The organism is Komagataeibacter xylinus (assembly GCF_031081985.1).
In the GTDB taxonomy this organism is placed as follows: Bacteria; Pseudomonadota; Alphaproteobacteria; order Acetobacterales; family Acetobacteraceae; genus Komagataeibacter; species Komagataeibacter xylinus_E.
The window spans coordinates 46,049-68,744 of the sequence record NZ_JARWSK010000008.1; the positions used below are offsets into that span (position 1 = coordinate 46,049).

A 22,696-nucleotide genomic window follows, 5' to 3' on the forward strand; every position below is an offset into this window, starting at 1 on the left:
GTGTATGAGGACCCGCTATTTATGGGTAGGCGCAATGTCGGCCTCGGGTATGTCAATGGGTCGTCGTAAGGGTAGTCGTTGGGTCGTGAAACAGTCGTTCCGTCCGTGCGTCAAGGGTAGGGATATGGGTCGTTCATGAGTATGCGCGCGCAGATCACATGTGAGAATCTGCATGCTGACGAAGTTGCGCCCCAGGTATGATGATGCAGGAGGGGATGAATCATGACAGGCAGGTTCGGCAAGGAACGGCTGAAATCGCTCATTGAGAACCATAGAGCCCGAGACAGTGCGACACCTCTCTATCGGTGGCTGCTCACCAACTGCGAGGACATAAGCGCACTGCGATCAAAAGGGGATTCCTGGGCTCCCTATGTTGCCGCAGCCCGAGAAGATGGCCTTGACCTTCCGGACGAAAAGGAAGCGATGAAGCGTATGGAGCGCTATTGGCGCCGTATGGCCGGCACCCGCCGCATGCATCCGGAAGCTGAACAGGTTCCACAATCTCCTGACACCGAAAGCGCCATGCAACCCAGCCGCTTCCCTCGCGGCTGGAGGCCCGCTGTTGTCGATGACGGTCGCGTAAGCTGCGCGCCCGATGGAACTGGCGTTCCCGCACAAATAGTGCCCGCCGAAGAAAACGCACAGGTCGCATCATTGCCTGCGACAGTGCCAGTGTGCTCGGACAGCGAGACAACCGGGGAGAAGAACTTCCCCATTGGTCGCGCCCGGGCCGAGGCCATCAAGCGGGATCTTCTTGCGCGGCTGAAGCGAAAGGAGCCCGGTTTTCATCGGGAGTAAGGCATGGCATCCGCCACGATCACAGACGCCGCAGACCCAACGGAGCTGGTGACACGCCCGACACTGCTCGTAGCCATCGGGCGCCAGCGGGTGGGAAAGACGACATTCCTCAAATCGCTGGCCGAGATCACGGCCCAGCAGGGAGGCAGACCGGAGATCTGGAACACGGATTCCATGAACCGCTCGCATACGCTTTCATCGCTTGGTCCGCAGGTTCTGGAAGCGGACAGCATGTCCCCGACCGGGCAGGCTGCCTGGCTCGAAGGGCAGATCGAGAAGCTGGTTGAATCCCGCCATGATGCGATCCTCGACATCGGGGGAGGATGGACTGCGATGCACGAACTGATCCGCTCATCTCCCCTTGTCGCGGCGCTGGACGAGCTCGGGATCTCGCTTGTGACGATCTTCATGATCGGCATGGAGAATGCGGACATCGACTATCTGCAGGACCTTCAGGAGCAGCACGGATTCCTGCCGCCCCGCACGGCTATTGTCATAAATGAAGGCCTGCTTCCCGTCGGTATCGATACACCTCAGGCGGTCAGCCAGATCCTCGAAAACGAAGCGGTGCTCAACGCTCTGGACCGAGGCGCCGCGCACGGTGTGTTCCCCGCGATCAACGGGCTGAAGAAAATCGCGGATCGTGGGCAGTCGTTCATGGATTTTGCTGCGAACAAGCCGGTTCCCGGACAGCCGAAAAGCTCGGTATTCGACAGGCTACGGGTCAATCGCTGGCTCAAACGGGACGTGCCCCTCTTCCTGCGCGACCTCGGAGCGGACTATCTGCCCCGGATGCCGAAGGGATTGCCCGACGTGGTGATGGAGAATGTCTGATGGCAGCCCAAGGCGACATCGAGGCGGCAGACCGTGAATTCGCGGTCCGAATGGAGAACCTGCGCCGGGTCGCCGCCCAGTGGGTCGAGCGTCCGATCGCGCCCGAAGTCGAAGTGCTTTCAGCACTGGTCGCAGCGATAGACCAGATCGGCACCCTCTGCATTGAAGCCAGGCGCGCCTCCATCCGCTCCGTTGCCGAGAGCAGGCTGGTGGCCGAACAGCAGCGCGAAACCCTGGCGCAGGACACGATCGCCATCCGCAGTCACCTCAGGGACGGCATTGAAGCGGTGCACACGCTGCGCACCATCAACGAAAAACTGGTCGAGAAGAAACTCCTCGCGATCACCGCGGATATGACGAAAGGATTGAGGGGTGCCATCGAGAGCCAGGCCACGGCCATGACCAGACGGTACAACCTGCAGACGGCCTTTCGGATCCTAGGCTACAGTTCCATCGTCCTGATAGCAGGATTTGCGCTCGGGCGAATGCCCTGAGCGTGTCCACGACGGACACGTTCAGAACCGGAACCGAAACGCCGTACTAAGTACTGACACAGGTCGCATGATGCTGGCCGATCCTGTCCGCCTCGCAACAGGAGGCCAAGGTGATCCGGCTCCCCTTTCCATGCTGCCGCACGGCGCAAGCGACCGTGGTCCTCGTAACGTGCGGCCTCCTCGTTCCGCCGATCGGGCACGCACAGACAGTAAACGTGCCGGGCGGGCTCCCGACACATGTCAACGCAACCTATCAGGAACCGGGGCTCGGTGGCTGGACCCCGGACACGACGGGGACAGCCCAGACCACCAGCGGAAGCGGCGCCGTCACCCAGCCAACGACAGCAGGCACGTCCGACAGCGATGCGCTCGAGACCCTATACCAGCAGTCCTGGGGCTATGCGGCAGCCCAGAACGCCGAGGCGCTGGGCGTCAATCCATCAGCGCTGGCAGCGACCTGCGTGGTGGAATCCGGCTGCCAGAACCTCTACACGGCCGGAAACGGCAGTACGATCACCGGCGCGTTCCAGATGAGCAACGGGACCTACAGCCAGACCCTTGGAGAGGCACTGGCAGCAGACCCCTCGCTGGCCTCATCCATCACCAGCGGCACGGCGGGCCAGCAGGACCCGGCAACACAAGCGGTAGCTGCAGCGCAGTATCTCAAGGATGCCGCGACCAGTCTGCAGCACAGCGGCATCAGCAACCCGACAGCCCTTGATGCCCGGGCCTATTATAACTTTGGCCCGAGCGCGGGCGCTGAAATCGCGACGGCCGACGACAGCAGCCTCATGTCGTCCTACATATCGAGCACGGCGATGTCGGGGAACAATATCAGTTCAACCACCACGGTCGGCCAATGGCGCGCGGCGGTCGCAGCAAAAATGGGCAGTGCCGCGTCCAGTTCGATCCTGACCGGCTGACGAGGAGTCCAGCATGAGGTTTTCCCACCGGGCCGCGATCCTTGCGGCCCTCACCTGCAGCCTAAGCCACCCGGCTTTCGCGCTGCACAGAACCCCGGTCCGTGCGCTCGACGGGTACAGATGCATGGCCCTTGATGCACCGGAGCGGATTATGATGGATTTCAGGCATCCGATCCCGCTGCAGAGCGAACCGCGGGACGATGCCCCAAGCATTGCTCCCGCGCTAGCGGTACTCCCGGTCGCCACGAACGCACCGCCTACGAACGGCTACGTCCGGAGCATGAATCTCGCATTGCGTCCCGGCTGGGTCTCGACAAGATGGCTGAAACCCTACGACGCGGTCCATCCCGGCATGACCTGCACGCCCTATGTCATGAATGACGGCAAGCTTGGCTTCGTGTTCGGCAGGGCGACACAGTAGGTTTGTCATCTCCACAGTCCGGCATGCTGCATGGCCTACATTGTTTTCCCCGGGAGCGGATCAGGGAAGGCCGCTGCCCGCCGGGAGGACCGCGAGGTGCCCGGGTCAAGCCTGAGGGCATGCCCCTGAGGTGGACCGGGTTGCCCGGAGCGCGGGGCACCGCCCTGCGATCCGGGCGGCCCTGTTCACTGAAAGGGGCGTGTCCTCACCGCGCGAAGCGCGGCGCGCAGCGGGCTTGAGGCGGGTGCCTCGCGGCGACATGCTGGTTTCAGGGCATTTTTTTGCAAACACGATGGCGACCCCGGACACCAGAAGCAGGAACCCGGTTTCCGGGCTCCTGCGGCGTGGTCTCTCAAGCCGTTGGATCGTCGGGCCACCAGGGGTCGGGGGCGTCCGCGATCTCGCGCGCTTTCGCTTCGGCTGCGGCGATGGCTGCGGCCCTTGCGGCCGTGGTCGCCTCCCGCCATGCGTCGATGCCGTGGTCGGCAATAAAGTCATGGGCGCCGTCATCTTCGGGATGCGGCATTTCCGGGCCATGATAAAAAGGATTGCGATGCCAGACGTCCCGGTCCGTCAGGACCCATGCGTGGTGGGGCGCAGCACGCGAAAGCGCAAGGGCTTCGTCGCGGTCTGCCATGGATTCATATTCGCTCATGCGGGTCGATCCTTGCGGAAAGGTACCTTGCCGTGGGTGGCCGGACCCGCCGTGGGTCCGGCCGGGTCGGTCAGAAGCCGAGGGCGTCCATCTCGGCAGCTGCGGCCCGCTGGTCGATGGTTCGGGCGTTGCTGGCCGTGTAGGGCTTCCACGGAGTGCCAATCATGTCCTCGTAGGCCGCAAGGACCCCGCGGGCGGACGCGACCAGAGCGGCGGCCTTGATCCCCTGCTCGGCTGCGAAGCGGCGGGCGTTGGCCGCCCTGTTTTCCAGCCCGTCGACGCCCAGCCGGTCCTCTTCGCGATACTCGTTGAACTGTGAGGACAGTTCGCGGGCCTGCGCGCGCTTGGCGTCATAGAACTGGGCGGCCCCGAAGGCGGACGCGACAGCGGCGCCAGCCATGCGCTGGAGGTGCATTTCCAGCCCCTTGTCGTTCTGCTCCCCATTCCATGTGGTCACGACCAGCACGGGCGAGAGGCTGCGGGCGATGACGGTAAAAGCCTGCCGAGCCGTTTCCGCGAGGGCGTCGGCGTCGAAGTCCTCAAGACCGAAATGGGAAACGATCTTGGTGATCTGGTCGGGAACGGGGATCAGGGCTTCGGCGGCCTCGATGGTGATGACAGGCGCGCGCCGGGCCGCTTCCTCGAAGCGGCGGGCAGCGGGGGCCTTCTGGCCCGATTTTGCCTTGCTGGCGGCTTTCTTCTCTTGCGCGGAAGCAAGGGCGGCGGTCATTGTGTTGGTAGCGTTGGACATGAAACTAGCCTTTCTGTCTGGCGTCAGCCCTGTCCGGTGTTCCAGCACCGGGCGGGGCGTCTGTGGCGGGAACCATTTCCCTCCCCACAAATAAAGAATAGTACGAACAGAATATAAATTCAATAAAAAAGACAATATATTAGAAGTAAACATTAGTTTACTACTGTTTTTATTCCATTTATTTCCTTATGCCCATTTTATTAATCGCAGTATTATTATGTATTGCATAAGTATTGATCCTGAAGAACCCCAGGGCGAGCGGTCGAACCGTTGCGCGAAAGCGTGGAGACCCCGCAGGGGGCTCCAGTGAGGTTAGCGGCGCAGCCGCTTAGCGAACCAGAGTGAGAGAACCCCGAAGGGGCCGCCCTGATTTTCTTTTTTTCCTGTTGAACAGAGATGTTTCCCGAACCGGGCCTTCCGGGAGAGGCGGCTATAACCAGACGCCCAGGACTTACGCCGCGTTTTGCGGGCATGCGCTGCAGGGACACAGATCCAGTTCATCTGTGACCCGCGACATGACTTCAGATACTCTTGATGAAGCCGGAAGGCGTGCCTTCGGCAGGATTGACGAACACCACGTCATCCGGTGCCCGGCGCGGTGTGTCGATGGCAAGAAAAGTGACAGGATCACGCAGGATACGCGGCACCGCATGCACCGCACGCCGCGGAAAGACCAGCAGGTGCCCGGGAACAAACGGCGCTTCCTCAGCCGGGTCATCAATCCAGAATGTCCCTTCTCCGGAAAGCACATGGAGGACTTCATCACACTGGGTATGATAATGCGGCGGCACGTCCCGATAGATCCGGAACACCCTGATACTGGCTTCAGGCCTGTCGGTCAGATAGGTATCCAGCAGCATCGTATCCGCGGTTTCCGGGAACGCCGCGGCAATCCTGTTGAGATCGAACCGTCCACCGGTACGGTTCAGGGTCATCAGATGTTCTTCATCAATCATGCGGCCTGTTCTCCGCCCGCTAGCAGCTCCTGAATAGCCGCCGTATCCGCCACCTGCTGCAGGGCCGAGATCTGGCCGTCTCTCACGGTCCAGAAATGCGCGAAGGCGATATCGCCCGGCCGACCCTGTTTCGTCCGCACGCGATAGATCCCCGTTACCGCGACAAGGTTTCCTTCGGCGGTGAAGCTGTGCGGGTGGGTCACATACTCCGAAAAGTGGGCCGTCAACCGGGGGAAGAACTGCTCTTCCACAGCCTTGCGGCCGACATACCGTCCGCCCTCGGGAAAGGTTGACAGCACAGTCCAGACAATGTCCTGGGCAAGTAATGCCGTATTGCCTGTTCCATACCATGTCTCGACGAGCGCTTTTGCGGATTCAGTCATGGTCTTCTCCATTTCAGCCAGGAAAACCTTCGAGCACGATCTTGCCCTTTGCCTGGCCGCTCTCAATCAGGGCATGAGCCTGCCGCAGGTTTGCAGCCGTGATCAGGCCGAGGTTCCTGCCGAGCGTGGTGCGGATACGCCCGTCATCCACGAGGCGTGAGACGTCGTTGAGAATCTTGCCCTGCCTGCCCATATCGGCTGTGCCGAACAGCGGGCGGGTGAACATCAGCTCCCAGTGCAGCGACAGGCTTTTCTTCTTCAGCGGCAGGGCGTCGAGCGCGGCCGGGTCGTCAATCAGGCCGAAATGCCCCTGGGGCGCGATCAGCGCGACAATCTCTGGCATATGCCGATCGGTCTGCGTCGTGGAAAAAACGAAGCCGGGCGCACCGGTCGGAAGGGCCGCGACCTGCGCGGCAAGAGGCCTGCTGTGGTCCACCACATGATGTGCCCCGAGGGATTTTACCCAATCGCGCGTTTCTGGCCGGGAGGCGGTGGCGATGACCGTGACATCGGTCAGGACCCGGGCCAGCTGGATGGCGATGGAGCTGACGCCGCCCGCACCCCCGATAATCAGCACGGCCGGCTTCACGCCAGGGATTGACCGACGGATATCCAGGCGATCGAACAGCATCTCCCAGGCGGTGATCGCTGTCAGCGGCAGGGCCGCGGCTTCAGCCCAGTTCAGGGAACGGGGCTTACGGCCGACAATCCGCTCGTCGACCAGGTGGAATTCGGCATCGGTTCCCGGACGATCGAGCGCGCCAGCGTAGAAAACCTCATCCCCGATGGCAAAATCCGTCACTTCAGGTCCGGTGCCGACAACGATCCCGGCGGCGTCCCAACCCAGAACCCGCCACTGACCCGCGTCCGGCGTGGCGCTGCGACGGACTTTTGTATCGACCGGATTGACCGACACAGCCCTGATTTCCACCAGGAGATCCCGCCCTGAAGGAACAGGCTTCGGCAGATCGATGTCCTGAAGGGATGCGAGATTGTCGATCGGGAGAGGCGTCTGGTAACCGACGGCGCGCATGATGTCTGCTCCTGTGTTGATGAAGGAGAACAGTGAGCATTATGCTAGGTTCGGACAAGAACGCACTTTTAACGCCCATAGTATCGGAAATGATACCGTCATGGCCCGTATCCGGCATAAATCACTTGATTGCAGTCCCGGCTGTGCCGTTGAAGCGACGCTTCAGCTGATCGACGGGAAATGGAAAGGAGTGATCCTCTACCACCTGCTCGAGGGAACCCTGCGCTTTAACGCGATCCGCAGGCGCCTGCCCAATATCACCCAGCGCATGCTGACGGCGCAGCTCCGCGAACTGGAGCAGGACGGGTTTGTCCTGCGGACGGTCTACGCCGAGGTGCCCCCGAAGGTGGAATACAGCCTGACGCCGCGGGGGCGGACCCTAGAGCCGGTCATCATGGCCCTCAAGAAATGGGGGGACGAGAATACCGGGTTCAGACGGGATCCTGAATCCCCTGCGGAACTGGACGAGCCTGCCGCCGATTGTCCGGTCTCCTGCATTCAGGCTGGCGGTTGAGCGGGCACTATTGGTGATCCGCATCCACGCTGCAGACATGTACCCGGCCCCTCACCCGGAACATACACGGTTCCCAATACATCCAGCTGCAGTCGCATGATGGACAGATATACGGGACATGCTATCGGACCGTGGAACCACAGGGGAAGACTGCGTGGCAAGACTTCGACGTCATCGCGTGAAGCCTTCCGGCAGCTGCCGCCTGACGGCCCATGAGGCGCAGGTCTGGCGATCCTTTCGCGCCGCCATCCAGGGCGAGAAAGGAGAGAGCGCCGTAGCCCATGTGCTCGACCGGAGCGGCCTGGCCGTGCTGCACGACGCCATACTGCCGACGGGTGACGGCAGGACGACCCAGATTGACCACCTGTTCCTCAGCCCGCGGGGCATCCATGTCGTGGAGACAAAGCGGTATGGCGGCGAACTGACCGGACACCCGGAAGATGAACGGTGGCGGCAGCGTTTCGCGGGCGAGGCGCCCGACGTCCCGCCCCGGCTGATTTACAGCCCGGTGATGCAGAATGCCGCCCATTGCCGGGCCGTCTACGCGCTGGCCCGCCTCTTGGACCCGACCATCCAGGTCTTCAGCCACGTCGTGATGACGGGAACTGCGGTCCTGTCACCTGCGCTTGTCGCCTGCACCCTTTCCCTTTCCGAGCTGGAAACCCTGCTACATGGTCTTGAGCGCAACGTGCCGCGGGGCACACTGACTGACGCATGGCGGCGCATCGGGCTGGCCTGCCATGCCAGCAGGCATCAGTAAGCGGCCTCCCTGTCGAGAAAATCGAGCAGTTCCGCGATTTCCGCAGTTGAAAGCATACGCCCGCGACAGGCCTCACTATCGCGGGGAAAATCGAGCGGCTCACCACCATGGTCACGGTTGCCCGCACTGATCCAGAGTACACGCTCCGGCTCCTCGGGATCATAATCAAGGCGAACCCCGAGGCCATCTCCAAGGTCGATGAAATCGGAGAACAGGTCGTCCTCACACCGAAGCGGAAGCGTGCCGATTTCCACACCGATCCATCTGTCGGGAAATCTGGCCCGGAGAAGGTCGGCGAGCTGGCGCGTATGCAGCCTGAGATCCGTCGGATCCCGGACGGGCGGCGGTGGCTCCAAGGGCTGCAGGAAGACCGCCTCGTCATCATCCCAGTCATCGGGCTCAATCGGCGGCACCGGCTTTTTCGCCATAAAGCAGACGTCCTTCGACCAAAAGAAAAGCAATTTAAGACCGAAGCGTCGGACGGAACCAGCCTGTTTGGTGCAATGCCCCGGCCACGCGAACGCATGTCGCCGCTGCCGAAGCATGCATTGTCCGCATTCACAAGCCAAGCGCATTCAGTTCCTGATCAACCTGCCTCCAACGGGTGTCAGACTGACGTGGTTCGTTCCTGCCATGATTCCAGCTGCTGACCCGGTTCTCGAGTGGAATTTCGTCAATGAACCGGCTCGGACGGGAAGATCCGCCCTGGCGATAATCACAGAACGTGATCGTGGCCTGCTCCATGGCCCGGGTCAGCGCCACATAGGCAAGGCGACGCTCCTCTCCGGGATTGCGCGACATCGCACCGGGGAAAATCGCCTCTTCCCACGCAGGAAGAAAGACATGCCGGAATTCCAGTCCTTTCGACCGGTGCATGGTCATGAGCTGAACGCGATCACGACCTTTTTCTCCAGGTGCTCCGCCTGCCAGTGCCGCATGTTCGATGAGGTGTTCCACGCGCCGGAAACCCTGGGCCAGTTCGATCAGTTCCGCGAGGTTTTCGCGCTGGGTTGCCGCTTCATCCGAATCATCAGCCCGCAGCATGTCCAGATACCCTGTTGCCTCGAGCAGGCCGGTAAGGCGCTCCCCAAGGCTTTCCCCTTCCCGACATCCGATCTGTCTGAGAATCTGGACGAATCCCTGCAACGCCACGGCACATCTCGGGGACAGACGGGTCCGTGTGGCCGCCGCGCATAGCGACTGACCACCTGCCGAAGCCTCTATCTCGATTTTCCCCAGGCCCCTGGCACCAAGGCCCCGCGGGGGCCGGTTGGCCATCCGCCGAAAGGCTTCGTCCGACCTGCGCTCATCGGGCCATGCGCAAAGCGTCAGCAGGGCCAGAGCGTCCTTGACGGCGGTACGCCGATAGAAACCCATATCCCCGATGATCTCGTAGGGAACACGAGCGTGGAGCAATGCTTCCTCCAGCGTTCGGGAGAGCCGGTTCTGGCGGTAAATGATAGCCATGTCATGCCAGGCGACGCCGGTCGCTGCGCGACGGCCAATCTCCCGGATGATCGCCGCAGCTTCCTCGGTGGCGTAGGAGAACCCCAGAACCTCGATCGGGAGGCCCTCGCCCCGACGTGTAAACAGTGTCTTTTCGATCCGCGACGGGTCAAATGAAATCACCGCATTCGACGCATCAAGAATATTGCTGGTGGAACGGAAGTTCTCCTCGAGCTTGAACGTCTTCACAGCAGGAAATTCACGCGGGAAGTTCCGCAGAAAGCCGACTTTCGCCCCCCGCCAGGAATAGATGCTCTGGGAATCATCACCCACACAGAACAGTTCACCAGACGTCCTGCTGAGCAACGTGAGCCACAGGTACTGGGCGCGGTTCACATCCTGAAACTCGTCCGCCATCACGGCCGTAAAACGGGCGGACCACCGGCGATGGTATGCCGCATCATGCAGCATCGCGAGGGTCGGCCACATCAGCAGATCACCAAAATCCGCCGCGTTCTGCTCGCGCAGGATCGTCTGGTAACGACCATACAACCTGACGACAAAGCGCCAGCTTTCGTGATCCACATGGAGATTCGCCGACTGCCGCCTGCCGATCAGGCTTTCAACATGCGCGAAAGCAGCCACCGGTGTGATTAGATCCTCTTTCAGCCGCGCAATCCGCTCGGCCATTTTTTTGATCTGTCTCGCGTCTCCTGGCGCTCCCTCCTGCGGCACGGGAAGCTTTTCCTTCGGGACAGTCCTGATCAGGCGGCGGACGATGGCGAGACTGTCCTCGCCGTCACGAATATCAAAGCCGCTGCGCAATTGCGCCACTTCAGGCTCGGCCCGTAGCTGTCGGGCGGCCAGGGCATGAAAAGTTCCAAGCCATGTCGGTACCGAGTACGGCCCAAGAACGTCTCCGATGCGCTTGCGCATTTCCTGGGCAGCCTTGTTGGTAAAGGTTACACAGAGGATCTGGCCAGGAACCATGCCATGCAGTTCGACGCGGGTTGCGACCCCGGCTGTCAGGGTTTTGGTCTTGCCGGTGCCTGCCCCTGCCAGAACCAGAACATATCCCAGTGCCATCGCCGCACGCCGCTGTTCTGGCGTCAGACTGTCAAGGACTGGCGCAAGCGCGCGCGGAACGGGAAGATCACCGGTCATAGCTCTTCCAGCCCTTCCGCCACGCAACCCGGGGTGGTAGTGATCTTACCGGTCGAGAGCAGGATCGTCGCCGGATAGGAAAGATCCCAGTTCCCAAGCTGACCTTCCCAGCGTCCATCGATAACCAGGCCGACAGGACAGCCCAGCCGCTCGTAGAGGCGGACTGCACTTTGCGGTATCGGGGGATCATCTTCTGCCTGCGCCAAACGCTGGCGCAGGTGGCGGTTCCAGATGCCTCGAGCCGGGCGCGAGCGGGCAAACGTCCGTGCAAGGTCTGCCTTCATCGCCAGACGCGCGATCCCCCGATCCGCATAGTCTGAAACATATCCCATGACCCTCTCCTGTGTGAGATGATCCTGCGCGCAGGACCGTTCGGCGCCCACCTCTGTGGCATGCCAGCCGTAAATGACGATCATCCCGTGATCGTCGGCGAAGGAGGCAATGCGGCCTGCCAAGTCCCGGCCTCGAGCCATCGAGGCCGCGCGTTGCCCCGCAATCGACGCGCCACGTATTTCCGCATATCCGTCGCCCCTGGCAGCAGGGCCGTTCGTGCATGCACACAGGCCCGCATATGTTCGGACAAAGCCTGCAGCCCGCGATGCCGTCTGTCCGGTGAGCCCAAAGGACTCACGCTGGTTCACAAGGACAGCCCCGGCGATGAACCTGACCGTGGTCCGGCAGGCTTCCCGACAGGTTCAGACGAAGCAGGCAATGAGGCGTCCGAAACCCGCGGCGGCCGCTGCGTGCCGTGTGCCTCGGCCTGACCCAGCCATGACGGGGAAACCGTCTCCGGTTGCGCTTTCGACCCTGAACCCAGGACTTCGGACAGGCGGCACAAGGGCGCAACGGGAACAGAACCTGCCTGCATTCCTTCCCTGCGGGTCCTCAGGACCGCGTTCCAGTCCTCTCCGGGCCCCTTCGGAGATACCCGTCCTGACCAGAGACCGACGTCTTGTGCCATCGCAGCGAATTTCCCGGCATAACGATCCCCCTGCAGGTCGTTATCAACGGCAACAACCAGTCGCGCTTCAGGCTGGGCGGCGACCTGCATCATGACCCGTTTCAGGTTCGCTTCGCTCTCTGGGCTCATGCCGCCACCCGTCGAGGTATAGAGCGTTCCTTTGTGGAAGCGATCGAGTGCTGCAAAGGACAGTGCATCAATGGCCGCCTCGGTGACGACAAGGCGCGTCACGGGTTCTTCTCCCCCGTCGGCCCGGAAACCGAAGAGACGCTTGCCAACGCCGCCTGTCGAAAACCCCTTGTAATCCGGCCCCCGCATTTCCATCCCGGTGAACTGCCCGTCCGCATCCCGGTGGCCGAACCAGGCGGTTCCGTGCGGGCCTTCCTTCAGCGCCCCCTGCTGTCCGGCAATCGCGATAATATGGTCGGGCAACCCACGGATCTCCGTCAGATAGCGCCATGCAGCCGTCCCCTGCCCGGGTGCGGTGCGACGGTTCCACAGTTTAGCGGGATCGCGCCGCGGTCTGTCAGCGGCTCCCTTCGTACGCTCGACAACTTCGAGCGTCGGGCTCCTGCCGACCAGGGCGCGAAGTTCCTGCCTGACATGACCGAGGTTCTTCGAGGGATCGAGATACTGGACAAGCTTGAAGACATCGCCCTTGCCGTCGCCTTTCGGGTCCCACCAGCCCTTGCCATCGTGATTGACAATAATGGCCTCACTGTCACGGCGAAATTTCAGGTTACGGGCGGAACGCTGCGCGGTAGCCTGCCGATCCAGCCGGAACCCGGCTTTCTCCAGAACAACGGCGCAGTTTACAGCATTGCGAAGCTCATCAAGTTCTCTTTGCTGTGCTTCTGGGGAAGACGTGTAAGCCATGAAAGACACTCCTTCACGAACAGCATGGATTGTGTTTCAGACCGCTCCGGTATTTACGGTGAGTATTTGAGATGATCGCGCGGAAACACACGACGACCTCTGTATGGTTCGTCGAGATATTGCGTCCTGATGATCCGCGTTGAGGATTTTTATTCTGCGTGAACTGCAAAAGAATACAGGACGCACGAATGGCCGCAGTTTACGCGCGGCAGCAAACGGCACGTGCCCGCGCCACTGCGCACGCATTACCGGGACTATGGACGAGCGGGCATTCACGACGTCAGATACTCCCTGTGGAGGATCCTGCCTGCGCCCACATCATGCGACTGACGAAAAAATAAGGTTCACGAGCCCGTATAAAGGTCGATGGAGAAACAGGAGAGACACAGTTCATCCCCGATGTGGACGGACGACCGGCGTTCCGGTGTCGGCCGACAGGCTTTCCCGATCGCCCGCGCCATCAGGCCTGTCAGTCCTCACAAGTATTCATGACGGGAACTGGCGCGGCAGAAACCGCACTTTCTTCTCCCTGAACGGGCAAAATGCTCCGGGTCGTTGACGACCCGGAACACCGCGCGGCCTAAAACGGGATTTCGTCATCCAATTCCTGCGCGTTGGAAGTTGCGGCAGGAACGGGGCGCTGTGCAGCGCTCCGCGAGGGACGCTCTTCATCAAAACGTCCATCGCCAGTGCTTCGACCATTGGCCAGCACCTTCAGGTTTCCATCAAACCGATCAATGATGATCTCGGTCACATAACGGTCCTGTCCCTGCTGGTCGGTCCATTTGCGTGTCTCGAGATGGCCTTCGACATAGACCAGCGTTCCCTTCTGGCACCGACGTTCGATCACGGCTGAAAGGTGATCGTTGAAAGAGACGACGCGGTGCCACTGGGTTTTCTCCCGGCGCTCACCGCTGGCGCGATCGGTCCAGGTTTCACTTGTCGCCACGCCGAAGGATGCGATTTTGCCCTCCCCTTCCCTGCGTGCGGCAAGATCCGGATCCCGGCCCAGGTGACCGATGATGATGGCGCGATTGACTGACTGGCTCATGGTCTTGTTCCTTTTTTCCTTCCTGGTCGTCTCCGGCGCCTGCCGGATCTCTGACCTGGTGCGGTCTCGCGGAAGCGGGCCTCAGGCGGCGGGCGCAACCCCTCGGGGCGGCAGTGGTGCGGAAGCCGCGCATGCGGCTTCACGGTGCCGCCCCGACCGCAGGCCTGGGGGTTGCGCCCGACGACGACCGCTTCAGACCGCAGAAACCAGGTCAGAGACCCGGCAGGGGCCGAGGTCATGCTTTTGGATTTTGATTTCTGTTTTATTTTTCTATTTCGCTCATAATCGCGTCATTTATTCTTGTACAATTATGATAGTCGTCCTAGAATTTCCCTGTCTCTACATTGGGAGTTCATCATGGCCGTGATTACTGCGTCGGAAGGACGCATCACCCTGAAGGCCGACTTTCATCCCGAACTGGCAGTCCAGGCCCGGCGTTACAGGGGACGTTTTCTCGGCAAGGAAATCGGCTGGTCCTTCCTGCCCGAACATGAGCCGGCGATCCGCCAGCTCTGCCAGACCCTGTATGGCGTGAATGGCACGCCAGATGCATGGCATGACTGCTGCACCGTGCAGGTCGAAGTCGACGAGCAGGATGTCCGGGCACCGCTGTGGCGCCAGTTCAACGCCGATATTTACCTCGGTGGCCGTCACGTTGTGGGCGTTTTTGGTCCACGGCAGGCAGTTCGCACCGGCAAGGGCATAAAATTCCTGCGCGGCCAGCCGCATTACGCCGCCCGGATCGGCGCCTACCACATGGAGGTACCCACCGGCAGCGTTCTGGAAATCCGGAAATATCCGCGTGCCGCACTGGTGTTCCTGGGCCGGTGCCTCGACGGACATGGCTCCTGGCGCATGGCCCAAGGCTAGAGCAGCCCGAGTTGCACGGTGGGCACGGGTGCATCCGCTGCCATCACTGTTCCGCCATGCTTTGCCTGCAGACGGGCCATCTCCGCTTTCTCGCGCGCAACCTGTTCCTCGCGGGCGCGGGTCGTCCATGCCTCGACCAGCAGGTTTTCCCGGACACGCTGCCCGATTTCCTTCTCTACATCCGACCAGACAAAAGTCGGGTCGCCCCAGCAGGGATATCGCGCAACCTGATCGAGGAAATCGCGCCGTGTGGCTGCATTGTCGAACCATGTCTGCGCGAAGCCGGTCCGATTATAATGCGCGATAAATCCGAACATATTGCTCAGCCGGTTATACAGGGCCGGGGTAAATTTTTCTGCGGGCATTCCGAGTGCGATGAACCGCAGGATCGCATTACCAAGCTTTGCCTTTTGCTGGGCCGTCGCCCATTGGGTGGGTTTCAGGAGAGCCGGGTCTAAAGGCGGGATCCGAAGCCACTCGCACAGGATCGGTCCCGCCGTCATGACACCTGGCTCCGGCATCGATAGCCGTTATGAAAGCGGTTCACATCCGGCAGATCCGGATAATGCCCCTCGCCCAGGCCCTCTTCATTCATCCTTTCCAGATAGCGCACTGCCACGGTCACACGGCGGGCATCGGCGAGGCTACGCAATACGACCAGATCCGAGCGGCCTCGCATATAACGGTCTTCCCAGAGACCCGTGACGGGGTTCAGCGCAGCCGCCCCCATCGTGCCGTTCAGAAAACATTCCACGATCCACGGCCGGGTCCGATAGGGACGCCCCGAAACAGGAGCCGGAAGACGGAAGATGGTTCCACTGGCAATGGTCCCGACCCGGAGCGGGTTATTACCGCCCTGAAATGGAGACGTATAATACTGGCGGATCATGCCACGTCTCCTTTGCAGGACGCCATGTTTCCGGTTTCGGCTGCGGATCGTCCATGCAGGATCCGCGCGCCATCAGCGTCGTTATCGACCATGAGAACCCATCTGTCCGTCCCCAGGGCGCCAGTGCGGTAAGCCGCATCAAAGCCACGTGGCTTACGATCGCCCCGACGGATATGCACACTGATGGAAAATGAGCGCCCTGGATGCGCGTCGGCGATCCTCTCACCGTAAAGCGTTACGGCAGTCGAGATTTCCGCGAGCGTCCGGGCTTCTGTCATCCCCCGTGCACCAAGGTGTTCCATCGGCAGCGCCTTAAGGATGGTGCAGCCGTCGGAACGGATGCGCACGGCGGGAGTGGCAATCAGGGCAAAGACTGGCATGATGAACTCCATCACTCAGCGCGCCCTTGCGGGCGCATATATTTTCAGGGTTGGGTTTCAGGCGGCAGAAGCCACGTCCTCGACGGATGGCTGACGTGTCGATGAGCTGAAAATGTATTGGGCCGCGGCTGAAGCAGCACTCGCTGCGGTGAAAATGGCGCGCTTGTCAGCCTTCAGCAGTTCCAGCCAGTTCCCGATGTAATCAGCATGGCGGACCGTCGGCTCGATCTGCAGTTCCGCGCATACGAAAGCAGATGTCATCTCTGCGACCAGTTCCTCGGCCGCGTAGGCATGGTCCCCAAACCGCCTGCCAAAGGTGCGCGCCAGTCGGCTTTCGGCCCCGGTCCAATGCCCGATCTCGTGAAAGACGGTTCGGTACCAGTCGATCTGGTTGAAATAGGACTGCTGGGGCGGAACCCGGATGAAGTCCGCATCCGGGGCATAAAATGCCTTGTCACCACCGATGCGAATGTCCGCCCCGGTTTCGGTCATCAGCGCTTCCGCGTGCGGCACGATTTCGCGTTCCGGCAACGGCGCGGTCGGCGCGACCATGCTCTCCGGCAGGTTCTCGCACTGGTCAAGATTGAACACCGTAAACCGCTTTAGAAACGGGATCTGGCGTGGCTCGTCGGAACCTGCTTCCGATTTTGGCGTGAAACGGTCGGCATAAAATACAGTCGTTCCCTTCTCGCCTTTCCTGACATTGCCGCCCTGCGCATGCGCCTGGCGGAACGTCAGCCATTTCTGGGTACAAAACCCCTGCATCTCTACCGAACCCCACAGCATCAGGATGTTGATCCCGGAATAGGCCCGGTCGGTCGCGGCATTACGCGGCAGGGCAATGCCGCATTTCGTGCGGCTCCACGGGCAGACCCATGGCACGGTTCCCGCTTCAAGTTCGCGGATGATGCGGTCAGTGACGCACTGGTGGATGTCGGTACGTTCAGTTCTGGCCATGATCAGTCTCCAGAAAGTGCAGACGCCGCCCCGAAGGGCGGCGCGGATGGGCAGCGAATGGCGAGGTGGTGGTGTCACCTGAGATCGATGATGCCCGTGCACGGATCGAGGAAGACGTCGGGCAGCAGGAGGAAAGTGACCATGGAGGCCGTCCAGAGGAGCACGATGGCGACGAATTTGGCGATTTCGACGGCGGGGCGGGACGGCGGCGCAATGCGGTTCTGTGCCATTTCCAGATCCTTTTTTCGGGGGTTTCGACCCCTTCCGGCGACCGCAGGGCAGACTGGCGGGCAAGGGCGCCGCACAGCGGCGGCACCGGAGCCGCGCACAGATGGCGCAGCCATCGCGCACGGCGAGGAGCCACACCTTGCGCGGCAGGCTGGACTGTGGTGCCTGCCTCCTTTCTTTACTATTTCATTTATTTCTATATTTTATTTTTATTATATTTTTATTCAGATTTGGCCTTTCCAGAGCCGCCATCCGGTTGTCCGGATCGGGCTTTTTGCGGGGATGCCAGATAGGGGCAACTGATCCGCGCAGGCGTGACATCAATCCACAAACGATTGCCCGCAGTCGCCTTCAGTGCCTTACGGATGGTATCGGCGGAAAGAAATTCCGCGCCATCGTCACCGCCAAACGATGCGCGTTTGACATCGTACCAGTCGTCAGGACATGTGCGCGGGTCCGCTTCGACAGCATAGGCGACAAGGTTCGCCTGCCCCTCGGCATCACTGAGGCCCGGATAACCATTCGACATCAGGTACACCCCATGATCGCCGACCAGCATAAGTCCTGCCGGTATTCTGGTACGGTCGACATCCGCACCGGTCGGATGGCGCGACGATACGCCAGCCTTGAGAAAGGCCGGGTCAACAAGCTGATCATAGGTAGGGGAATGTTCGCTCGCGGCTTGCGCATGAGCAAGAAGACGCGCCACGAGGGCATGGTCGAAATGCAGTTTCATCGCAGTATTCCTTTGTGTATGTCCCTTTCGAGGACACAAAAAAAGGCGGGACACCGAAGTATCCCGCCTTAAGAAATAACAACCGGCGCCTCTGGCCCAAGGGACGCCCGATGCCGTTGCCGGTCATTCATCTTCATCATCATCAAAGAAACGAAGCGAAGCATCGACCGGGCCGTCCGCATCAAACAGGACGTAATCACAGTCGTGATTCCGGGCTAGGGCGAGAATGGTCCGCAGTGACCGCGACCCCGGCCAATCATGGGAGTATGGATCCAGCGGGACATGGACAAACCATCCGTGCGGGCCGGACAGGCAGGTGAGGCCAAAGGAACCACCTGACCTTGCATATCTCTCAAGGTGTCCACGGTCCGACAGGGGGAGATGACCGGTGCTTAGGTCGAGGAATTTCCGGATCTGGAAAGGCGCTAACATCGGGTTTCTCCCTGCTTCAGGATGAGGCGGGTCAGACCGGCCCGGCGCTCTCGCCGAATGCGCCGGCGGGCAGGACCCATTGTTCGGGGGATGTGAGGACACGGCCACGCCAGCGGTGGCAGAGCGCGCGGCGCACCAGACCCGGGTGCTGGCGCACGGGGCCATAAACCGTGCCGCCGCTGGCCAGCGTGCCGAGGTCCCGGTCGCGTCGGATGGTGCAGCCAAATGCGCGTTCCCACTCACACAGCCGGGCGAACCGATCCGGGTCCATGTGCCGCAGCGTTGCAGCCTGATCAGCAGACATGAATACACATGCCAGGCAGGACAGACGGCCAAACCCGAGTTGATAGGGAAGCGGCGGAATCACGCCATGCCGACGCAGGATCTGCCAGACATCCGCTTCACTCCAGGCATGTACCGGCCGCCAGTGATCGATATGCCGTCGGATCCGACCATCACGACAGTCTGCCCGGTGCCGCTCAAAGACAGCGTAGCGGGCACGGTTCGCGGATTCCGCCGCGCGTTCTCCGGTTACAAACAGGGTCCGGGCATGACTGAAGCGCGCCTGGTTCCGCAGGGCGCCATCCGCAACCATGATCTTGGCGTATGGGGAACACCAGCGGACCGACAGGTTCGCCGAAACCTGCGGGAAGCGGCGTCGCGTATTGGGCGGTCCCTTGCCACCGACAGTGACCCGCCCCGTCGGCGTATCGAACCAGACCGGTGCGGTCGGCGCATTCTCGCGCAGCATTTCCCGCACGATCCCGCCCCGGCGCGCGGAAAAATACAGCCTGACGCCAAGGGCTGCAGCCAGATGCCGCCCGTAATCGGGCACATGTGGCCAGTCAAAAACGTCCCCGTCATCGTCCACACGATGGTGCCACAACTCGATGCGCTGCGGCGCCACGCCCTTTTCGAGCAGGTGCAGGGTACTGGCGAGGGAATCCTTGCCAAAGGAACAGGCGACGATGACGTGATCATAACGCGCCAGATCAGGTATCTCTCCGGGCTCCGGCACGACGGTTCCCTGACGGGATGACAGGCTTGCGGTCACCATGGACATTCTCCTTGTCTGAATGTCTTCTGGCGGTCCGAAGGGATATCGCGGGTCAAACGCGGCGCGTGCGCCGGCATCGCAGGCCCGCGGAGCGGGACAAGAGCCACCGTTTGACGCGCGATGGCCCTTCGGGCATATTTTTTTCCTGTGTATTCCTGCTTTTCCTACGCGTCCGCGTTCAGGTATTCGTGCAGATACCGGCGCAGCAGCAAGCAGGCTGCATGGGTGTCCCGCTCACCGTCATCCGCAAGGACACGATCCATCACTCTGGCGAGAACGGCGGCTGCCTCTCGGCCCGGGCTGAAAACAAGGGAAAACCCAAACTGTCCCTGCAGCACGCCGGTCCCGGCATCGTGGACCATGGCCACGATCTCGCCATGGACGACTTCCTCGACCTCGAGGTCCACTTCCTGACCGTCAGGCAGAATGGTGGTCCGGATCCCGTCAGAGTCTACACTGTCGGGGACGGCATTGAGGACGATCCGCGCAGCAGCCTCAGCGTCCGTCGCCGTGACCCTGAAATCGCCGGCATCGGCTTCAAACAGGCGCTCAACCAGCGTGACACGAAAATCAGGCATTGCCGTCCTCCCTTACCAGGACAAATTCGCTCAGTGTCTTGGCTTCGCGCCATGGGCAGTACCACACCATCACGTCCTTTCCGCAGATTTCGGCGACAGAGCCACGCTCTCTCAGCCGGGCCAGCTCGGCCGACGTGACTCTGGGAACCGCCGTGAAAGCGGAAAATTCGACTACTGCCGCCTCCACGCTTTCATAGGGCCCCCGCCATCGGCGGGCCGCGGGCGGATAGATTTCAGGCGTTCGGATCAGAACCCCACCATCCGGGTGGAAGCCCAGTTCAACCACATACCTGCCGATCAGACGCTTTTCCGTCATGTAGTCATGGGTCATCACGGTTCTCCTTCGCCGACGCAGGTGAACGCGTAACCTGACGTTCTGGATAAGCCCGGTGGGGGCGCATCGCAGAATTTCCCGGTCGACGTCCTGCCTGAGGCCGTTGCTGGCTCACCGCCCGATCTCACCATTGGGACGGCGGGCCGTGAGCCAGAGCATCACGGCGGCAACAGCCTCGCTCAGCTGAAACCTACAAACTCAACATGCGTCCTGAGGAATTCTTCAGGTGTCTGCGATGGCGGAGCCGGACTTTCAGCCCTGCCATGCGGCACATCATCCCCCTGATCTGCCGCCAGGTCTGCGGGCGTGTCGGTCACTTCATCGAACTCAATGCCCGTCGCGGCAAGATCATCGGTTCCCGGGCCATCCGTCGGCGCACCAGCATCCACGTCGTCTTCCAACTCGGTATCGTCGTCATGCGCCAGGTCCCCATCATCGTCATCCGCTTCGGATGTCGGGGCGAGCGCTTCCGCGAAGGTGGCATTCAGCGCTGCGACATCGACCTGGAAACGCGCTGCAGGATGCACCCAGATCCCCTGCCCGACATGGTCCATCAGGGCGCGGCGCATTTCCTTGCCGGTATTGCGCGGCAGGATACCTTCCGCCTTTATGGCCTTCGTGATGCCGGACTTACTGAGCGTTTTCAGGAAGTCTTCATCCGCCATGGCGGGCAGATGGTCGTCCGCTTTCACGATATGGCCGACCAGGACACCCCAGTCGCCGCTATTCGTCGCGTTCTTCTCGCAGGACAGCACGGCTTTCAGCACGTCGACAGCCGCGCCACGCAGGAGCGCCTCGTCCAGCGCCATCTCGCCATCCTGGAACAGCCCGGCAGCAGCTACGAGCCGGCGTGACGGACGGCGCTGCGGGTAGTGTGCGTTGGAATCCCCATCCACCCGGACATTCTGCGCGTTGAGGGCCGCGATCATCAGCCCGACCAAGACCCATGGATCGGCAGAGCCCCGCATGCCGTCCAATGCGGCATGCAGCGCCTGGGTGCGGAAACTGCCGATCATGTCAAAACCGCGCCCCGAGATATCCGCCCGTTCCCGTGACCCTTCGGGCAGGGCTTCAATGACGGCGGACGGCGTTACGCGACCTGCCGCCTCGCTGCCCGGCAGGACACACCAGCCCTCGCGAACCTTCAGGCGATGATCGAGCCAGAAGAATTTCGTGGCGCCCTCGCGCTGCCAGTAGATCCGCACCATGCCGGGTTCGAAGACCGGCTCGCCGTTCTCGTCGCTCTGGAGGATCAATGCGTCTTCAGGCGTGTTCTGACCCAACCACTGGCGCTGCGCCTTCTCATAGGCGAGGCCGTCATCGGTATAACGGCCGTCCTTCCCGGCTTCACCGAACAGATCTTCCTGCCAGGCGATCCGGCAGCTTTTTGCAATGGCGTCATCAAACGAGGCCTCGATTGCATAAAAACGGTCCTGCCGCAGGGCTGACGCAATCCGGTCCCAATCGGGGATGGCAGCACCGGGTTCCCAATTTCCGTCGGGCAGTTGCTCGCCCTCATCTTCGCAGGCTTCGACATCCTCGGGCGGCGACGAGCCAACCGGGAACCCGAAATGGCCCCAGACCTGTTCCTGCAGCGCGGTTGACGCAAGGGCGATGCTCGCCAGTTCACGATTGTCGGGACCTTTGCCCGCCTCGATCCACGCCAGAATCTCAGGCAGGATGGCAGACAGGCGGCCGATCTGCTTCAGCTGCACCGGTGTGAGCATCAACGCCTTGCAGATCGCGGTGTCATTCCACTTTTTTTCCTCCCGGAGCCTGGCAACGACCCGCCACTGTTCAACCTGGGTCATGGGCTGACGGATCATGTTCTCCGATGCGGCACGCATCCGGTCCAGTTCCGCATCGTCGCCTGCCACCGTCACCTGAATGGTTTTCAGGCCGGCCTTGACCGCGGCACGCCGGCGGCGATGCCCCGCAACGATCTTCAGGCCGTCAGGAGTTTCGCGGACCAGGGGCGGGTGGATGATCCCGACGGCCTTGACGTTCAGCGCCAGCTGGCGCTCTTCCGTCTCGTTGGGCGTGGATTTCCGCGGGTTTTCGGGGTTGTCGAGCAGGGTTTTCGGATCAACTTCGCGCAGTTCCATGGTTTTTACTCCGTGTTCTCAGGACGCCTTTCCTGATGCACTCCGGCGGCCAGCACCGGGCTGGCGGGGCAAGGGCGCCGCGCAGCGGCGGCACCGGACCCGCGCGCAGG

At 61.5% G+C, this 22,696-nt stretch carries 29 protein-coding genes; 8 read left to right on the plus strand and 21 right to left on the minus strand.

Annotated features, from left to right (window positions below; genetic code table 11):
- Positions 1 to 222 precede the first annotated feature (222 nt).
- From QEG70_RS14340 to QEG70_RS14360, 5 genes are all read left to right on the plus strand, one after another.
- Entirely contained in the window at positions 223 to 798 is a 576-nt protein-coding gene (locus QEG70_RS14340) for a hypothetical protein (RefSeq protein WP_048851688.1), read from the plus strand.
- 3 nt (positions 799 to 801) lie between these two features.
- A complete protein-coding gene (locus QEG70_RS14345) occupies positions 802 to 1,632 on the plus strand; it encodes a hypothetical protein (RefSeq protein ID WP_048851689.1) in 831 nt (276 codons plus the stop codon).
- Positions 1,632 to 2,126, plus strand: coding sequence for a hypothetical protein (locus QEG70_RS14350; RefSeq protein WP_048851690.1), 495 nt, complete (start codon positions 1,632 to 1,634; stop codon positions 2,124 to 2,126). The genes QEG70_RS14345 and QEG70_RS14350 overlap by 1 nt, the downstream gene beginning before the upstream one ends.
- Positions 2,127 to 2,236: 110 nt before the next feature.
- On the plus strand, positions 2,237 to 3,049 hold the full coding sequence (locus tag QEG70_RS14355; protein WP_048851691.1) for a hypothetical protein: 813 nt from the start codon (positions 2,237 to 2,239) through the stop codon (positions 3,047 to 3,049).
- A 13-nt stretch (positions 3,050 to 3,062) separates the two neighbouring features.
- Positions 3,063 to 3,470: a hypothetical protein gene (locus QEG70_RS14360; RefSeq protein WP_048851692.1), complete on the plus strand. Its 408-nt coding sequence runs from the start codon at positions 3,063 to 3,065 to the stop codon at positions 3,468 to 3,470.
- A gap of 352 nt (positions 3,471 to 3,822) precedes the next feature.
- On the opposite strand, the gene QEG70_RS14365 is transcribed toward QEG70_RS14360, so the two are convergent.
- The 5 genes from QEG70_RS14365 to QEG70_RS14385 all read right to left on the minus strand — a co-directional run bounded on the left by QEG70_RS14365 (position 3,823) and on the right by QEG70_RS14385 (position 7,248).
- On the minus strand, positions 3,823 to 4,125 hold the full coding sequence (locus QEG70_RS14365) for a hypothetical protein (protein ID WP_048851693.1): 303 nt from the start codon (positions 4,123 to 4,125) through the stop codon (positions 3,823 to 3,825).
- A gap of 70 nt (positions 4,126 to 4,195) precedes the next feature.
- Positions 4,196 to 4,876 (minus strand): hypothetical protein, encoded by a 681-nt coding sequence (locus QEG70_RS14370; protein WP_308721278.1) that lies wholly within the window; start codon positions 4,874 to 4,876, stop codon positions 4,196 to 4,198.
- Positions 4,877 to 5,397: 521 nt separating this feature from the next.
- A complete protein-coding gene (locus QEG70_RS14375; RefSeq protein ID WP_048851694.1) occupies positions 5,398 to 5,832 on the minus strand; it encodes a cupin domain-containing protein in 435 nt (144 codons plus the stop codon).
- The gene (locus tag QEG70_RS14380) at positions 5,829 to 6,215 is read right to left on the minus strand and encodes a nuclear transport factor 2 family protein (protein ID WP_187293572.1); all 387 of its coding nucleotides are present in this window, start codon (positions 6,213 to 6,215) and stop codon (positions 5,829 to 5,831) included. Before QEG70_RS14380 ends, QEG70_RS14375 begins: the two co-directional genes overlap by 4 nt.
- Positions 6,216 to 6,228: 13 nt before the next feature.
- Positions 6,229 to 7,248: a zinc-binding alcohol dehydrogenase family protein gene (locus QEG70_RS14385; RefSeq protein ID WP_048851696.1), complete on the minus strand. Its 1,020-nt coding sequence runs from the start codon at positions 7,246 to 7,248 to the stop codon at positions 6,229 to 6,231.
- Positions 7,249 to 7,348: 100 nt separating this feature from the next.
- Here QEG70_RS14385 and QEG70_RS14390 point away from each other — a divergent pair, with 100 nt between their 5' ends.
- Both QEG70_RS14390 and QEG70_RS14395 read left to right on the plus strand, forming a co-directional pair.
- A complete protein-coding gene (locus tag QEG70_RS14390) occupies positions 7,349 to 7,762 on the plus strand; it encodes a winged helix-turn-helix transcriptional regulator (RefSeq protein WP_308721279.1) in 414 nt (137 codons plus the stop codon).
- Positions 7,763 to 7,940: 178 nt separating this feature from the next.
- Complete coding sequence (locus tag QEG70_RS14395) at positions 7,941 to 8,522, plus strand: nuclease-related domain-containing protein (protein ID WP_082086056.1); 582 nt, start codon at positions 7,941 to 7,943, stop codon at positions 8,520 to 8,522.
- Here the strand turns inward: QEG70_RS14395 and QEG70_RS14400 are convergent.
- The 5 genes from QEG70_RS14400 to ssb all read right to left on the minus strand — a co-directional run bounded on the left by QEG70_RS14400 (position 8,516) and on the right by ssb (position 14,020).
- Positions 8,516 to 8,950 carry a hypothetical protein gene (locus QEG70_RS14400; RefSeq protein ID WP_048851754.1) on the minus strand — a complete coding sequence of 145 codons (435 nt, stop codon included), beginning with the start codon at positions 8,948 to 8,950 and terminating at the stop codon, positions 8,516 to 8,518. The two genes, QEG70_RS14395 and QEG70_RS14400, sit on opposite strands and share 7 nt — an antisense overlap.
- A gap of 130 nt (positions 8,951 to 9,080) precedes the next feature.
- Positions 9,081 to 11,132: an ATP-dependent helicase gene (locus QEG70_RS14405; protein WP_048851753.1), complete on the minus strand. Its 2,052-nt coding sequence runs from the start codon at positions 11,130 to 11,132 to the stop codon at positions 9,081 to 9,083.
- Positions 11,129 to 11,587, minus strand: coding sequence for a hypothetical protein (locus QEG70_RS14410; protein WP_239648408.1), 459 nt, complete (start codon positions 11,585 to 11,587; stop codon positions 11,129 to 11,131). Before QEG70_RS14410 ends, QEG70_RS14405 begins: the two co-directional genes overlap by 4 nt.
- Positions 11,588 to 11,769: 182 nt before the next feature.
- On the minus strand, positions 11,770 to 12,969 hold the full coding sequence (locus tag QEG70_RS14415) for a DUF3991 and TOPRIM domain-containing protein (RefSeq protein ID WP_308721280.1): 1,200 nt from the start codon (positions 12,967 to 12,969) through the stop codon (positions 11,770 to 11,772).
- Positions 12,970 to 13,549: 580 nt separating this feature from the next.
- Complete coding sequence (gene ssb, locus QEG70_RS14420; protein WP_113596144.1) at positions 13,550 to 14,020, minus strand: single-stranded DNA-binding protein; 471 nt, start codon at positions 14,018 to 14,020, stop codon at positions 13,550 to 13,552.
- Between the two features lie 357 nt (positions 14,021 to 14,377).
- On the opposite strand from ssb, the gene QEG70_RS14425 reads away from it, so the two are divergent.
- Complete coding sequence (locus QEG70_RS14425) at positions 14,378 to 14,890, plus strand: hypothetical protein (RefSeq protein WP_308721281.1); 513 nt, start codon at positions 14,378 to 14,380, stop codon at positions 14,888 to 14,890.
- Here the strand turns inward: QEG70_RS14425 and QEG70_RS14430 are convergent.
- The 11 genes from QEG70_RS14430 to QEG70_RS14475 form a co-directional block, all read right to left on the minus strand.
- The gene (locus QEG70_RS14430; protein WP_048851749.1) at positions 14,887 to 15,393 is read right to left on the minus strand and encodes a hypothetical protein; all 507 of its coding nucleotides are present in this window, start codon (positions 15,391 to 15,393) and stop codon (positions 14,887 to 14,889) included. The genes QEG70_RS14425 and QEG70_RS14430 overlap by 4 nt on opposite strands.
- Positions 15,390 to 15,779, minus strand: coding sequence for a hypothetical protein (locus QEG70_RS14435; protein WP_048851748.1), 390 nt, complete (start codon positions 15,777 to 15,779; stop codon positions 15,390 to 15,392). Before QEG70_RS14435 ends, QEG70_RS14430 begins: the two co-directional genes overlap by 4 nt.
- Positions 15,776 to 16,171 carry a hypothetical protein gene (locus QEG70_RS14440; RefSeq protein ID WP_048851747.1) on the minus strand — a complete coding sequence of 132 codons (396 nt, stop codon included), beginning with the start codon at positions 16,169 to 16,171 and terminating at the stop codon, positions 15,776 to 15,778. Before QEG70_RS14440 ends, QEG70_RS14435 begins: the two co-directional genes overlap by 4 nt.
- A 45-nt stretch (positions 16,172 to 16,216) precedes the next feature.
- Positions 16,217 to 17,116 (minus strand): ArdC family protein, encoded by a 900-nt coding sequence (locus QEG70_RS14445; RefSeq protein ID WP_048851746.1) that lies wholly within the window; start codon positions 17,114 to 17,116, stop codon positions 16,217 to 16,219.
- A gap of 74 nt (positions 17,117 to 17,190) precedes the next feature.
- Positions 17,191 to 17,346: a hypothetical protein gene (locus tag QEG70_RS14450; protein ID WP_010512122.1), complete on the minus strand. Its 156-nt coding sequence runs from the start codon at positions 17,344 to 17,346 to the stop codon at positions 17,191 to 17,193.
- Positions 17,347 to 17,564: 218 nt separating this feature from the next.
- Positions 17,565 to 18,080, minus strand: a complete 516-nt coding sequence (locus QEG70_RS14455; protein ID WP_308721282.1) for a DUF3085 domain-containing protein — start codon at positions 18,078 to 18,080, stop codon at positions 17,565 to 17,567.
- 123 nt (positions 18,081 to 18,203) lie between these two features.
- Positions 18,204 to 18,512, minus strand: coding sequence for a DUF5983 family protein (locus QEG70_RS17025; RefSeq protein WP_475704684.1), 309 nt, complete (start codon positions 18,510 to 18,512; stop codon positions 18,204 to 18,206).
- Positions 18,513 to 18,543: 31 nt separating this feature from the next.
- The gene (locus tag QEG70_RS14460) at positions 18,544 to 19,575 is read right to left on the minus strand and encodes a phosphoadenosine phosphosulfate reductase domain-containing protein (protein ID WP_082086151.1); all 1,032 of its coding nucleotides are present in this window, start codon (positions 19,573 to 19,575) and stop codon (positions 18,544 to 18,546) included.
- 158 nt (positions 19,576 to 19,733) lie between these two features.
- Entirely contained in the window at positions 19,734 to 20,147 is a 414-nt protein-coding gene (locus QEG70_RS14465; RefSeq protein ID WP_048852536.1) for a hypothetical protein, read from the minus strand.
- Entirely contained in the window at positions 20,140 to 20,478 is a 339-nt protein-coding gene (locus tag QEG70_RS14470; RefSeq protein WP_048852535.1) for a hypothetical protein, read from the minus strand. Before QEG70_RS14470 ends, QEG70_RS14465 begins: the two co-directional genes overlap by 8 nt.
- Positions 20,479 to 20,660: 182 nt before the next feature.
- Complete coding sequence (locus QEG70_RS14475) at positions 20,661 to 22,586, minus strand: ParB/RepB/Spo0J family partition protein (RefSeq protein WP_308721283.1); 1,926 nt, start codon at positions 22,584 to 22,586, stop codon at positions 20,661 to 20,663.
- Between the last annotated feature and the right edge of the window lie 110 nt (positions 22,587 to 22,696).